The sequence below is a fragment of the Methylosinus sp. Ce-a6 genome (genome assembly GCF_009811655.1).
Lineage (GTDB): Bacteria > Pseudomonadota > Alphaproteobacteria > Rhizobiales > Beijerinckiaceae > Methylosinus.
This window is the reverse complement of sequence record NZ_BGJX01000014.1, coordinates 42,883-55,918: the sequence shown is the minus strand read 5'-3', so window position 1 is coordinate 55,918 and position 13,036 is coordinate 42,883. Positions and strand designations below refer to the sequence as shown.

Annotated in this window: 10 protein-coding genes; 6 read left to right on the top strand and 4 right to left on the bottom strand. The window is 62.3% G+C overall.

The genetic code is table 11. The annotated features are described in order from the left end of the window. Window positions 1-354 precede the first annotated feature (354 nt). Complete coding sequence (locus Mspo_RS10835) at window positions 355-2,553, top strand: glycosyltransferase family 41 protein (RefSeq protein WP_159729666.1); 2,199 nt, start codon at window positions 355-357, stop codon at window positions 2,551-2,553. Window positions 2,554-2,615: 62 nt separating this feature from the next. Further along, window positions 2,616-3,647 carry a tetratricopeptide repeat protein gene (locus Mspo_RS10830; RefSeq protein WP_159729608.1) on the top strand — a complete coding sequence of 344 codons (1,032 nt, stop codon included), beginning with the start codon at window positions 2,616-2,618 and terminating at the stop codon, window positions 3,645-3,647. Window positions 3,648-3,697: 50 nt separating this feature from the next. Here Mspo_RS10830 and Mspo_RS10825 read toward each other — a convergent pair whose 3' ends face one another. The 4 genes from Mspo_RS10825 to Mspo_RS10810 all read right to left on the bottom strand — a co-directional run bounded on the left by Mspo_RS10825 (window position 3,698) and on the right by Mspo_RS10810 (window position 8,008). Further along, on the bottom strand, window positions 3,698-4,279 hold the full coding sequence (locus Mspo_RS10825) for an RNA polymerase sigma factor (protein ID WP_159729606.1): 582 nt from the start codon (window positions 4,277-4,279) through the stop codon (window positions 3,698-3,700). Window positions 4,280-4,469: 190 nt separating this feature from the next. Further along, on the bottom strand, window positions 4,470-4,781 hold the full coding sequence (locus Mspo_RS10820) for a hypothetical protein (RefSeq protein WP_159729605.1): 312 nt from the start codon (window positions 4,779-4,781) through the stop codon (window positions 4,470-4,472). Then, entirely contained in the window at window positions 4,778-7,024 is a 2,247-nt protein-coding gene (gspD, locus tag Mspo_RS10815; RefSeq protein ID WP_201281683.1) for a type II secretion system secretin GspD, read from the bottom strand. The genes Mspo_RS10820 and gspD overlap by 4 nt, the downstream gene beginning before the upstream one ends. A 432-nt stretch (window positions 7,025-7,456) precedes the next feature. After that, window positions 7,457-8,008, bottom strand: coding sequence for a hypothetical protein (locus Mspo_RS10810; RefSeq protein ID WP_159729603.1), 552 nt, complete (start codon window positions 8,006-8,008; stop codon window positions 7,457-7,459). Between Mspo_RS10810 and Mspo_RS10805 the strand changes: the two genes are divergently transcribed. From Mspo_RS10805 to Mspo_RS10790, 4 genes are all read left to right on the top strand, one after another. Next, a complete protein-coding gene (locus Mspo_RS10805) occupies window positions 7,995-8,336 on the top strand; it encodes a hypothetical protein (RefSeq protein ID WP_159729601.1) in 342 nt (113 codons plus the stop codon). The genes Mspo_RS10810 and Mspo_RS10805 overlap by 14 nt on opposite strands. A 140-nt stretch (window positions 8,337-8,476) precedes the next feature. Next, window positions 8,477-9,163: a lytic transglycosylase domain-containing protein gene (locus Mspo_RS10800; RefSeq protein WP_244613337.1), complete on the top strand. Its 687-nt coding sequence runs from the start codon at window positions 8,477-8,479 to the stop codon at window positions 9,161-9,163. A gap of 417 nt (window positions 9,164-9,580) precedes the next feature. Further along, complete coding sequence (locus Mspo_RS10795) at window positions 9,581-11,926, top strand: glycosyltransferase (protein ID WP_159729599.1); 2,346 nt, start codon at window positions 9,581-9,583, stop codon at window positions 11,924-11,926. 185 nt (window positions 11,927-12,111) lie between these two features. Beyond that, the gene (locus Mspo_RS10790) at window positions 12,112-12,822 is read left to right on the top strand and encodes a hypothetical protein (RefSeq protein ID WP_159729597.1); all 711 of its coding nucleotides are present in this window, start codon (window positions 12,112-12,114) and stop codon (window positions 12,820-12,822) included. The last annotated feature ends 214 nt before the right edge of the window (window positions 12,823-13,036 follow it).

Sequence of the window (13,036 nt, the reverse complement as noted above, 5' to 3'; positions counted from 1 at the left end):
GAGAGGCCGTTTCGATGACTGTAAAATGACGCTACTGTAACAGTCGTTCGACGTTGCTGAGAGGATATCTGTAGTAGTACGCGTAGCCTCTACGACAGCTTCCTCTTCGATTGCCGCATTCACGCCGCCTTGCAACCAATAGACGTCGTTCGAGCCCGAATCGCGAAGAAAATAATTCGGCGCAGACGCAGAAAAAAAGTTCGCGAACGCCTTCGCTCCTATTCTATACATCATGCGTCATCCGAACGTGTTCATTTGAGAGGAATTGCGAAAATGGCGGAGGAGTCGGGGCCGGCGCGTGCGATCATTCGCGCGAGCATGGGCGCGGAGCGCGCGTTTTTCGGAGTCGTCGCGATGGCCGCTGACGGCGCGAGCGCGGCGACGCAGATCGCGCCGGCGCAAATCGCACGCGGGCGCAAATGTCATTCGCGTGGCCTCGAACATGCCCGCGCCGGCCATTGGCGCGAAGCCCTGCGCGCATTCGAGGATGCGACGCGATGCGCTCCGAACCAAGCCGGCTATCAATATGCGCGCGGCGTCGCTCTATGTCGTCTCGATCGTTTTCAAGATGCGATCGACGCATTTCGCCTCGAGCTCCTCGTCACGCCGGAGCATGCGCAATCGCTCGCCGAAATCGGCACATGCCTCGCGCGCACCGGGCGCCCGAGAGAAGGCATACCGTTCTTGCAGCGCGGATTGTCGCGCAACGCGAACCTGCCGCTCGCGCAATACAGCCTCGGGCTCGCGCTGCTGAATGTGAACCGCCGGGAGGAGGCGATCGAGGCCCTCGATCGCGCCTTGCGGCTCGACGGCGTCTATGCGGACGCATATCGCACGCGCGCCCTCGCCTTCGTGATGAATGGCGAATACGACAAGGCGGCGGACGACATGCAGGCGGCCGCCGCCCTCGACAGCGAGAATTTCAGGGCGCTGATCGAGCTCGGCGTGAACTTCGGCAAGGAGGCGCGCGAGCAGCAGGCCGGACGGCTGTTCGAAATGGCGGCGAAACTCGCGCCGAACGAGGCGTTGTCGCAATATATGTTCGGGCAATTCCTCATCAATCATCGCAGCTTTCAACTCGGCCTCGAACATATCGAACGCGCCATCGCGCTCGACCCGTTGCGGCCCGAGCCCTATGTCAGCCGCGGCTTCGGCCTGCTCGGACAGGGCCGCATAGAAGAGGCCGTGGTTGCCTATCGTCATGCCGGGTCGCTCAATCCCGCGAGCGCCGAGATCGCCGGGACGCTCCTCTTCGCTCTTCAGCACAAGCCCGGCGTGACGAAACGGGAGCTGCTCGAAGCGCACCGGAATTGGGGCGCGCTCTATCGGGTCGCGCCGCGTGATCGGCTCGATTTCACGAATGAGCCAAAACCTGCGCGCAAGCCGCGGATCGGCCTCGTCTCCGCCGACTTCCATCGGCACGCCGCCGCCTACCTCACATTGCGCGCCTTCGAGCAGCTCGCGGCTTTCGGCTATGAGATCTATTGCTACAAGACCGACAAGAAACGCGAAGACGACGATTTCAGCGAGCGCTACAAGGCGTCGGCCCGATTCTGGCGCGACGTGTCCGGCCTCGACGACGATGCGCTCGCCGATTTGATCGGCGAGCACGAGATCGACATTCTCTTCGATCTCGCCGGGCATACCGCCGGCAATCGCCTTTCCCTGTTCGCGCGGCGCGCGGCTCCGATTCAGCTGAGCTGGGCGGGCTATGTCGGAACGATCGGTCTCGACACCTATGACGGACTCATCGCCGATCCGATCGAAGCGCCCGCGGAGGACGACGAATTTTATATGGAGCCCGTGATCCGGCTGCCGGACTGCTATGTGTGCTACCATCCGCCGACCGATCCTCCGGATGTGGCGCCGCTACCCGCGAGCGAAAAGGACGTCTTCACTTTCGGCTGCTTCAACCGGCCGGCGAAGCTCAACGCCGAGGTCGCGCGCGCTTGGGCGCGCATCGTCGATGGGGTCCCCGGCTCGCGCATTCTTCTCGTCTATGGCGGATTGAACGAGACCGCCACGCGAGACGCGCTCTATCGCATTTTCGAGAACGCCGGTCTGTCTCGTCAGCGCGTCGAGCTCGTCGGCGAAACCGAGCAATCGAAGCTGCTCGAAGCCTATGGCCAAATCGATCTCGCGCTCGATCCGTTTCCCTATTCGGGCGGCGTCACGACGCTCGAGGCGATGTGGATGGGCGTTCCCACCGTCACCTTCGTCGGCGACACTTTCGCCGGCCGCCACTCTGCGACCCATCTCACCGCCGCCGGCCTCGCGGAGTTCTGTTGCCGCTCGGTGGACGAATATGTCGCATCCGCCGTTCGCTGGTCGAGCGCGCTCGACGAGCTCGCTTCGCTTCGCGCCGGATTGCGTGATCGCGTCGCCGCATCGCCGCTGAACGATCAGCTTCGCTTCGGGCAGAATCTTTCCAACGAACTTTTGCGTCTGTGGCGCGAGTGGTGTTCGATTCCTCGCGAAGGCGATCTTTCTTCCCGCGCGCACGCGAGCGGCTCGCCCGCCGAAAATATTTCCCATTCGAGTGTAGCGCGATGACGACGACGCAGATTCATCGTGAGAGACATCCCGACTATGTCAGAGCGATCCTCGAACGAGCAATGAAATTGATCGACGAGAATCGTCTCGACAGCGCGGACGTGCTGCTCGCGACCTTGCTCGACGACCCCCAGGCCGAAGGTCCGATGGCCTATTTGCGTGGCGTGATCGCCGCGCGCAAAGGGCAAGGCGACGCGGCGCAGGCTTTCTTCAAAATTGCGATCGAAGCCGATCCGCGGAACGCGGACGCTCATGCGCGGCTGGGATTGCTCTTGCTCGAGCATCGGCCGGTTTCCGCGGCGGCGGCCTTCTCCGCCGCTCTCATGCTCGACCAGCGTTACGCCGACTGGCGCGTGGGCCTCGCCAGGGCCTTCGCAAGTCTCGGTCTCTATGAATTCGCGAAAGCCAATGTCGCCGACGCGCTTTCGCTCGCGCCGGATCATTCCGAGGCGTCGGCCCTCGCGACCTTCTTGGACGGAGCGACGCCTGTCGAAATCAGCGAGCTGCCGGAGGCCGAAGAGGCCATTTTACACGAGGCTCTGCTCATGGAGGCGTCGAGGCGCGAGGTCGACGGCGAACCGGCGAAACGCATCTATGAATTTATTTTGGGACGGAAGCCGAATGAGAGCCGCGCGCTATGCGGGCTCGGCGCGCTCGAGCGCAGGCTCGGCGATCTGTCGCGATCCGAACAGCTCCTCCTCAGCGCGATCGACGCCGATCCGCAATTCACCTCGGCCATTCTCGCGCTCGCCGAAACCTATCTCGCCGGCGATCGAAGAAGCGAGGCGCATGCTCAATTCGAGGCGGCCATCGCGCTGGAGCCCAAAAGCGCGGCGGTTCATGCCTCCTACGCCATCGCTCTGCAAAAAATCGGCGAACCCGAAAAAGCGATCCAGCATTTCTTTCACGCCATCGGCATCGACCAGCGTCGACCCGCAGAATTCTACGTGTCGCTCGGCGAGGCGCTCATGGCGCTGAAAAAATACGATCGCGCGGAAATCGCATTCGAGCATGCGGCGGCGCTCTCGCCGGGCGTCGAAGGAGCGAGGCTCGGTCTCGCGCAATGCGCTCTGGCGCTCGGCCGCCGCCGCTGAGCCTCGTCTCACGCGCATAATTCGACCGCACGACGCGTCATTGGCGTCGTTCAGGCCAGATCTCCGTCGGCGTCCTCGTTCTGTCCGGCCTCGGATTTGCGACGGCGCCGCGGCGGCATGCGTGTCGCAGGAGCGCGATTCAAGAGTTTCGAGCAGTGGACGAGAGCGAGCCTCAACTCGTTCTGAATCGTCCTCCTGGTCACATTGAATCGCTCTGCGAGAACCGAATAGGGCACTTCCTCGATCGAGGCGGCGATCAATATGTCGCGCCGCCGTTGCGGCATCTCCATGAGCCCGCGCTTGAGCGCTTCGATATCTGAACGGGCCTCGACGATCCGCTCCGGATCTGGAGTATCATCGGCGATGTCGAAGAAAAGTCGAGATTCCACCGAATCCCAGCTTTCTGCTCTGCGCCGATCGGCGGCGATCCGCATTGCGATGCGGAAGAGATAGGCCTCCGGGCTCGTGACGGGTCCGATTTTGACATCGGAGTTCAACCGCACGAAAGTGTCGTGCAGAATATCTGCGGCGATGTCCGAAGAGCCCAATCGCCGCGCGAGCCGTTTCTTGAGATCGTCATATCCCGCCAAGAGCAGGTTGATGAGCGTCGCTCGGCTGGTTTCGACCGTCATCGAACCCGCTCCGCAGCGGTCGGCGCGCGGAGTTTCGATGGCGCGAGCTCGCGGCTCGAAGTGATTTCTACGGTCGAACCGACGCGAAATCGCGTTCTTCGATTCAGCGGCGGCTCGACCGACGCATTCGCCGAAAGGACAACGACCGTCCTGGAATTGGCCATGGCAGTCTCCCTCGGAAATTTCGCCGTCATCCTCCGCTCGGAAAGAGCGATGTGAAATAAACGAGCCAAAGCGAGGGGCGCAGGAACACGCCGAAAGGTAATTTCTCACTCCGAGAGTCGCGCGCTCTTCGCGAGCGCGCCATCCAGACCGTTGCGAGAGCGGATGTCGTCGCCTCCAGGCTCGTCGAGGCGGCCGCCTCCGAACCGGGCGGGAACAGAAAAGAAATGGTCGCGACGAGCGACGTCTCGGCTGCGACGAGCGTGTTGCGCGGAGCGTCGTCGAACTCGGCCGCCGCAGCGGAGAGCGAAAAACCGGGAACGCCGTCGTCGTCGCTCATTTGACGATCCTGCGCCCGCGAGTGGAATCCAACGAAATTTCGGTCGAGTCGCGGCGAACGCTGCGCATCGTGTCGAGCCGAGAGAGAAACTCCTCCGCGACGCCTCGCGAGTCGAATCCGTTTCGGATGATCTGCGGCTTTATGAAAACGATGATTTCCTGGCGGTCTTTGGATCTGTCCGTGTTGCCGAAGAGATCGCCCAGATAGGCGATGCGGCGCAGGCCCGGGAGTCCGTCGATCCTATCGTTCTCCTGTTCGCTGATCATGCCGCCGAGCATGACGGTCTGGCCGCTCGCCACGGAAACGGTCGAATGCACGCGCCGCTGCGAGATGGTCGGCGTCAAACTGGGGTCGATGGCGTTGGAGATCTCCTGCTCCACCTCGATCTGAACCATTCCATTGGCGTGCACGTGAGGCCAAACCTTCAGGATCACGCCGGTGTCGCGCATTTGGATCGAGTTGACGATGGTGTTGGAGCTCGAGAGAACGGTCGCGGAGCCCATTGAGACGGGTATTTGTTGTCCGACTTGCAATAATGCGGGCTGATTGTCGGTGACGACCAAGGAAGGCGCCGACAGCACCTTGACGCTCGTGAGAGTCGAAAGCGCGTTCAAAATGACATGGGGCTGCGCCTCCGGGCCGAGGAGAAGATTGAACCCTGGAAGAACCCGTTGCAGCGCGAGGTTGGCGACGGCGGAGGTGACGGAAGAGGAAGACGAGTCCGATGGGGGCCTCGGTCTCGCATCTGCATTCGCCAGTGATGCATTGTTTCTCGATTTGCCGCCCAGATAATATTGAACGCCGTATTGCAGCTGATCGGTCAGCGACACTTCCGCGACGGTCGCCTCGATCGCGACCTGCAACTGGGGACGGTCGAGTTCGCGGATCGAGCGCTCGATCACGCGATAATCCTCCTGATTGGAAAAGATCACGACGGAATTATTGCTGGAGTCGGCGGTGATGCGAACATGCTGAAACATGCCTTTCGGCAGCGCGCCGGCCGTCGATGTCGCCGCCGCTTCGCCTTTCAGCTCCGCGTCCGCGTCCTTTTTTTCGCCGAATGTCTCGAAGGCGGCGGCGAGCTGGCCGCCGCCGGCCGCGGGGCCCGCCCCGACGGAGCGTTGAGCGCCCACGCCCGATCCCGCGGCGCCGTTTCCGAAAGAACTGCCGGCGGAAAGCTGGTCGAGCTTCGTCTGCGTGGCGGCCGTTCCGGGAGCGAGCTGACTGGATGCGGAGTCGCTCGTCGCGCCGGCGCCTTTGCCGACGAATATTTCATTCAGTATTTTCGTGATCTTCGTCGCGCTGCCATTTTCGAGTCGATAGACGCGAACGGTCGCGCCCGTCGGGTCGGAGCGGTCGAGGCGCCGAATCCATTGCGTCACGCGCTCCAGCGTCCTTGGAGTTCGCGCGATCGCCATGACGGCGTTCATGCGCGAAATCGGCTGAAAGCCGACGAGGCTGGAGCCCCGGCCATTCTCCGACGTCTCGAAGATTCGATCGAGCTCACGAATGATCGTGTCGGGCGCCGTCGATTTCAGCGGATAGAGACCGACGGATTGATTGCGCAGCCATTCGACGTCGAATCCCGCGATCACGTCGAGCGCCGCGCGCCGCTCGCTCGACGTTCCTTGTATGAGGACGATGTTGCGAGCGGAATCGGCGCGGATCGCCGTCGGCCGGACGACGAAATTCTCGACGGCCTTCACCAATGCGGTCGCGGAAACATGGCGAAGCGGGACAATGGTCACGCCGAAGCCGGGTTCCGCGCCGCCGAAGGTGACGGCGCCGGACCCCGTCGCGTCGCTGGCCGGCATGATCCTCACGATGTCTTGGTCACGCAGGAGCGCGCCGTTCGACATCCGCAGCACGCTCTCGAACACCGGCAGAATGTCCTTGCGCGGAATAGGACTCGCCGAGACGATCGTGATGGGGCCTTGGATGCGCTGATCGACCACGAAATTGAGGCCGAGGGCGTCGCCGAGCAGCGCTTTGGCGACGGTCTGAATGTCGGCCTGCTCGAAATTCACCTCGACGGAGTCGCCTCGCGCGGCGTCGGGTTCGGCGGCGAGCGCGGTGAATCCCTCGCCTCCCCGCGCGCTCTCGGCGGCGCTCGCCTCTCCGGGAAAGAGCTTGGGAGCGGAGGCGCGCGCGACATGGCGCACGCGATCCGAAAACGCCGAAAAGCGAGCGGTCAGATCCTTGTCGCGTATCGCGTCGACGGCGTCGCCGGGGCCTATTCCCATCAGCTGCTCGTTCGACGAGCAGCCCGCGAGCGTCACGACGGGGAAGATGAATGCGAAGCAGAGCCGACCGAGCCGCGAAAGCCCCCCGGAGCCTCGGAGCCACTGACCAAAGCGACGCGGCACGATGTTACTCCGAGGAAACATGAAACAAGCGAACGACAGCGGAGCTGCGGTCATCCGATTGCCATGCGCGTATGACGCGTATAAGACACGTTTAACGTGTATATGAAATCATCTGCAGCAAATGTGGAATGAAACGTCTCACGTCGAGCAGTAAAACGCGACGCATCTAGGTTCATTCCGATCATCTCATGAATATCCTCCAATTCACAGAATATCTCGGGGGCGCGCGGGCGTCGAAGGACGCGCCGCTCGGCAGACCAAGGGCGCAGCGCTTTCGACCGGCGATCGGGGAGGGGGCGGCCACGCGGCCTATCCGGCGTCGCCGTCGGTCTTTGGACCGGAACCTTCCGATCGCGCGTTTTTCAAAGACGCTTCGGCGATCTTTCCGACCCGCCGACCGCCGGCCCACTCGCTTCGATCCGGTGCGACTCCCCTCAGCGCTTCAAGCGCGAACTGGCGAACCTCACGCCAGTCGGCGTTCTCGGCGGGGAAAGAGAAGCGCGCGCCTTCGTGCGGCCGAACCAAACCGGCAGGATTCCGAGACGAAGAAGCGAACATCAAATCGCCAGCGAGCGCCGAGCCGAGCCGGCGACGCGCCGCGACCGGGCAGCCCGCCCGACGGCCGAAAAAAATCTCATGCATTTCGACATTGCGGAGCTTCGGGTTCGGCGGTCGTGGATCGTCTGTCTTTATGAGGGCTGCCTCGGCGCTGTCCCGGCTCATTCGGAAAAGCGATTGTGTAATGACATGGCTTAGGCGATCTGCGCTCCGGAAAATATGGGATGTCGTCGTGCGGCGATTGGGTCTCGTCATGATGACGGCGGTCGCGCCGATCTCGTTTCCGGCGGTGGCGCAAACCACGACCTATCTCCGTTCAACGGACGCGCCGGTCGCCTGGAGGGAGTTTGCCCTCGTCGTCAAGGAGCGGCTGCAAGCCTGGCTCGCGCAGGATGACGATCCTATTCGCCGGTTTCGCGTCTCGCTCGAAGAGCGCGGGACCACGACTCTCGTCGTGCGGGTCTGGGTTCTGGAGAATGGAGAGATCGCGCGCGTCGAGTTCGATGGCGCCAGCTTTTCCGGCGCGGCGGAGTTGAGGCCGCTTCTCATGCGCAAATCCGTCGGCGCGACGCCCCCGGCCGACCTATTGCAGCCGCTTCATCTCGCGCTCTCTGTGCAAGGAAAAAGCTGAGCGTGACGAGATTCGAGACAATGAGCCGCGACGCGCGGCGCTCACGACGGTATTCGCTTTTTCGCGCAGCGGCGGCGATCGGCTGCGCGACGGCATGGAGCGCATCGAATGTTTCCGGAGCGGCCGAAGCCGAGCCGCCGTTGCAACCAGTCGACGTCCGTCTCGCGCGCGCGGAGCCGGGCCCGACGGGCGCCGCGTCGTCCAGCGCGGACGAAAAGCGGAACGCCCGGGGGACGCTCCGCTCGGCGGCGGATTATCGTGCGCTGGCGGAACGGGAGGCTCGACGCGCCGGCCTGCCGGCGGAAGTCGCCGACGCTGTGATGGCGGTGGAGAGCGGCTATGATCCCGGCCAGATCGGATCGTCGGGCGAGATCGGCCTGATGCAGGTGCTGCCCTCCACCGCGCAGATGCTCGGCTTCGTCGGATCCGCATCCGCGCTCGCGGTCCCCGAGACGAATATACGCTACGGCGTGACTTACCTCGCCGGCGCATGGCGGCGCGCGGGCGGCGATCTCTGCACAGCCGTGATGAAATATCGGGCCGGCCATGGCGAGACTCGGTTTTCTCAGCGATCGGTCGCCTATTGTCTGGCCGTGCGCGCAAAGCTGATCGCACGCGGCTATCCGGTGACCGGCGTCGTGCCCGTCGCCACATTCGGCGATGCGCCCCGATCGTCGTCGGGACGTCTGCTCGCCCTCTCGGGCGCGCGCTGCCGTCGCGCCTGCCTCTCCGTTCCGCAACAGGCGCCGCTCGACCTCGACGCGATCAATATCGGTTTCGACCGGCTCGCCGTCGAGGCGAGCGCCAACACGGTGCGGCTGCGATGACGTTCGTGAGACGCGCGATATAAAGCGAGGGAGCGTGAAACAGTGAACTTCGTACCGTTGTCCCTCCGCCGATCGGCTCGATATATCGGCCATATCGATGATTTCACGATAGCCCGCGCGCGTGGCTGGGCTATCGATCTTCGCGCTCCCGATCGGCCCGTTTCGATCGCCGTCCTCGTCCGCGGTCGGGTCGTCGCGGTCGGTCCCGCGACGCAGTTTCGGCCCGATGTCGCCGATCATGGCCATCCCTCCGCCAATTGCGGGTTCGATATCGCTCTCGACCTCCTGCCCAAGGACATCTCGTCGGGAAATGTCTCGGTGGTCTTTTGGCAAGAGGGACGCCCGATCCATGAATTGAGCCCGAGGGATCGCGCATCCGACGCGTTGCGAAGGCCTTTCCGATCGGAAACGAGCTGGATGGAGCGTTTGAGGCCGTCGCGCGACGCTCATGCGTCGATGTCTCCCGCCGCGGCGCAAAGCTTCTTGGATTGCGAGACGCCGTCCGCGACCGAACCGAAGCGCTCCATTCTCGTGGAAGGGGTCTTCGCCGGAGACTACAGCCTCGCTATCGTGAATCGATGCTTCGCCCGCGCCCTTCTCGACATGGGCCATGACGTTCGCCTTCATTCGTCCGAGGCCGGCTTGGCGCAGGACCAGCTGTTCAATGCCGACGCTCGCGTCAAAGACGTCTTCGTCGCTGATCCCGATTTTGCCGGCGTCGAGATTCACACGCTCAACACTTGGCCTCCCGAAACGGGCCATATGAGAGCCGGCTTCCGCGTCCTGCATTGCTACGCATGGGAGGAGAGCGAGTTTCCGCCGCAATTCGTCGAGCAGTTCAACCGCGATCTCGATCTCATTTGCGTCACCTCGCGCTATAGCAAGGAGGCGCTCGAAAATTCCGGCGTCGTCGTTCCGATAGAGGTCATCGGAAACGGCATGGATCACATGTTGGCGAGAGCGCCGAAACGGCCGAAGGCCGCGAGGACGAAGCCTTTCCAGTTCCTTCACGTGTCCTCCTGCTTTCCGCGCAAGGGCGCGGATGTTCTCGTGCGAAGCTTTCTCGAAGAATTCAGAGACGAGACCGACGTGCGGCTCGTCATCAAGACCTTCGACAATCCGCATAATGAGATCGAGCGGCTGTTGATCGATCTCGGAGGCGGCGCGATCCCGCGATCCATCGAGCTCGTGAAAGCGAATTTGTCCCCCGCAGAATTGTACCAATTATATATATCTTCGGACTGCCTCGTCGCGCCGAGCCGGGGCGAAGGTTTTCTTCTGCCCGCCGCCGAAGCGATGGCGCTCGATCTCCCGGTCGTGGTCACCGACGCCGGAGGGCAATCGGACTTTTGCGACGAAACGACCTGCTGGCCCATTCGATCGCACGCCGCCGCCGCCGCGACCCATATGAATCTTCGCAACTCCTTCTGGTTCGAACCCGATCCGGGCTCACTGAAGAAGCAGATGCGGGCCGTGTATCTCGCGAGCCCGGAGGAAATTCACGCCAGAACGTCGGCGGCCCGGCGGCGCGTGAGTGATCTCTATCGTTGGGACAAGGTGGCGCGCCGCTTTCTTCGAGCCGTGACGAAGCATGTCGGAAAGTCGCGCGAGGCGCGCGGACCTCGACGCACGGCGATCGTCAGCACTTGGAGCCAGGATTGCGGAATAGCGACCTACACGGGCAATTTGATCGCAAGCCTGCCGGAGGGGTTCGACGTCACCGTCGTCGCCGAAGACGTCGGGCGGATCACCGAAGACGAAGCCTTTGTGACGCGGGTGTGGACGCGCAGCCGATCCGGCGTCCGTCGGCTCTGCGACTATCTCCTGCGATCGAATTTCGAGGCGGTGCTCATTCAGCATCATCCCGGAATTTTGAGCTGGTCGGATCTGGCCTTCATCGTCGATGCGCTGCGCGCCGACCGGGCAAGAAATATCAAAGTCTTCGTTCAGCTTCATTCGACGGTAGGGGCGCGCGCCGCGCTCACCGAAGTCGCGGCTTCGCTTTCCAGACTGTCGGGGCTGTTCGTTCACACTCTCGACGACGTTCTGGAATTGCCGAAGCTCGCGCAATCGACGCGGGTCGCCGTCGTTCCACATGGCATATCCAATTTTACCGCGGCGGTTTCCGAGGAGGAAAAGGCGACGCCAGATCCCGCCGACGACACGATCGGATCGGATTTCCATATCGGCTCCTTCGGATTTTGCATGCCGCACAAGGGCATACTCGAAAATATTCTCGCGCTGCACTTTCTCAGAAAGAGAGTTCCGAACGTCAAAGCGACGCTTTTGCATTCGATCACCGATGAACGTAAGACCATCGACTATGCGCTCCGGGCGATGGCGTTGGTCAAAAGCTTGGCTCTCGAGAATGTCGTCGAGTTGGACTTTCGCATGCTGCCGCTGGACGAGGTGCGCCGACGCCTGTCCAAATGCGACCTCCTCGTCTTTTCCTATCGACCGAATGCGGAGAGCGCCAGCGGCGCGTTGAGGGAAGTCGCGGGTCTACAAATCCCGCTTCTGTGCACGCCGGTTTCGACCTTTGGCGATCTGGGCGGCATCTGCTTCTCGACCGGGGGATTCGAGCCCGTCGATATCGCCGACGCCATGTGCCGATTCTATTCGAACGCCGAAATGGCGCGCTCCAAGAGGCGCGCTCAAGCCGAATATGTAGAGGCGCATTCCTGGGCAAGGATACGAATGCGGCTGTTCAACATCGTCGAAATCGAGCTTCGTGAACGCGACATGCAGAGGGAACGTCTATGAGCGGAGCCAAACTCATCGAATCCCCGCATTTCCATCTCGCGAGCCTGATCGGCCTCGGGACGCTGGAGAAGATCGAGCGCTTTTTTGAAGCGGTCTACGGCGTCCCCGATCGACGCGTCGCGGCGCGCTACCATGAGCGGGGGCAGGCGCTCCAAATGACGACGACGGAATTCATGCTCGCTCTCTTGCGCATCGTTCCGAGGACCTATGCCACGAAAACCGTTTATGGCGATTTCGCGGCATCGATCCGATCGAAGCAAAAACAGCGTCGATTCCGCGACGAGCTGCTGCACGAGCTTCTTTCGCGGACCGAACCGCGGCATCACCGAACGATCAAACTCGCCTGTGCGAGCGAAAGCGCATTGGACGATATGTTCCCCGATTATATGTGTCGTTTCGACAGCGGTCTGACCTTCGACGACCGGATCGACTGGCGAGACTATTTTTCGAACTCAAATCTGTCGCTCGGCTCTGAAAAGGGGAATAGGGTCATGCTCGCTCGGGAAAACGAAGGCGGATATCTGATCGCCGCGCATCATTCCGATGTCGGATTGCTCATCGGCAACAGAATGTTCTTCAGCGGTCTCGAGACCGCCGACGGTTATGCGATGATCTCGCCCGGCTTCGTTTTATATGGTCCGCGCCGCGATTTTGCGGCTGGGGCTTATGCGATGGACATCGACATCGACATCGCGGGAGATGGAGAGCTGCTGCTGGACGTCACGTCGAATTCCGGGCTCCGCAAGCTCTTCGAGATCCGGTTCTCCGGAAGGGCGGCGTTCCGTCACAGGCTGGAAGTGAAGCCGACGGACGTCGAATTGGAAATTCGGATCGCCTCCGAATGGACGGGTCCGATCTACGCTCGCATCAACAAGATCATATTGACGAAAACCTGATCGATGCGCGAGCGACATGGTCGAGACGAGACGCTGATCGAGGACGGTCCGGAAGAACTCGCGAATTGCGGCGGAGTCCACGCCGGCGTGCGACGCGGCGTCCTTGGTCCTTGACGGTCGAGCCGAGCCCGGCCGCGAAAGCGGTGCCGAATTGCGCCGGGGCGAGGTTTCGGGGCCGAGCAGCATATCGTGAATCCATTCGAGATGGCGCAGG